The sequence below is a fragment of the Dellaglioa sp. CoH-56-MRSF-13 genome, assembly GCF_056782095.1.
This window is the reverse complement of sequence record NZ_JBXAYC010000020.1, coordinates 1-837: the sequence shown is the minus strand read 5'-3', so window position 1 is coordinate 837 and position 837 is coordinate 1. Positions and strand designations below refer to the sequence as shown.

Below are 837 nucleotides of genomic sequence, written 5' to 3'. Positions count from 1 at the left end.
GGGCAGCATACAGTTCAACGTGTCGGGCAACACAACTATCAACACCACTAACTTCAATCTAAATGCCAGTGGCACTGCCGTGTACAAGGCTTCCACTCATCAGTTTCAGGGTCCTGTTGTCACGGATTCAACGATCGCGGCTGCTGGCGACATTACGGATGAAACTGCGTCCGGTAACACGAAGACCATAGGCGACTTCCGGCGTGTTTATGATTCGCACATCCACCACGTGCCAGACAATCCGGATACTAGTACTCCTATCCCTCAAATCTAAATTTAATGGTAAGGAGAACTCAACATGACTACACCAACAGCATATCAGCTTGATACGCGGGGTGCCGTATGGGTCGATGCGTCGTCGAAGTTTACGCTGGACACTAACCCCGATTTGCTGCCTGACGTACTGGCCATCAACAACTCGTTGTACAACCTGTTCTCATGTCAGATAGGGGCACGAGCCCGTATATTCCAGCCGGAGTATGGGGCCTCCCTTCTCACTTATCTACAGGAACCAATCGATCAAAACACTGCGGATAAGATTCAGGTCGGCTTCATTCAGGCGATAGCCCGCTGGGAACCCCGCATTCAGCTCGACATGAGCAACACATGGGTCAAGCCCGACATGTCGCTGCCCGGCTATCAGATTCGGATTGCTTACAACCTGGACCTAAACCTTGATACTCAATCAGGTCCGCTGGTTGCAGCATTTTCCGTCACCGCCAACCAATCATAAGGTTCAACATGGCAGATACTAATAAGCTCGTTCTGGCGGACTTGACAGCCGACGTTGATCAATTCGTTTCCCAGTTTCAAAACTACCTTACCACCATCCCATCG

The 837-nt window shown here is 50.7% G+C and carries 2 protein-coding genes; both read left to right on the top strand.

Annotated elements, in window-relative coordinates; genetic code table 11:
* A partial coding sequence (locus AC1RP1_RS07600) for a hypothetical protein (protein ID WP_481762659.1) occupies window positions 1-274 on the top strand: 274 nt, incomplete at its 5' end.
* 24 nt (window positions 275-298) lie between these two features.
* Window positions 299-733, top strand: a complete 435-nt coding sequence (locus tag AC1RP1_RS07595; RefSeq protein ID WP_481762658.1) for a GPW/gp25 family protein — start codon at window positions 299-301, stop codon at window positions 731-733.
* The last annotated feature ends 104 nt before the right edge of the window (window positions 734-837 follow it).

Excerpts from the sequence above, each read along its gene's own strand:
- AC1RP1_RS07595 (WP_481762658.1), top strand. The coding sequence starts at position 299 with ATGACTACACCAACAGCATATCAGCTTGATACGCGGGGTGCCGTATGG.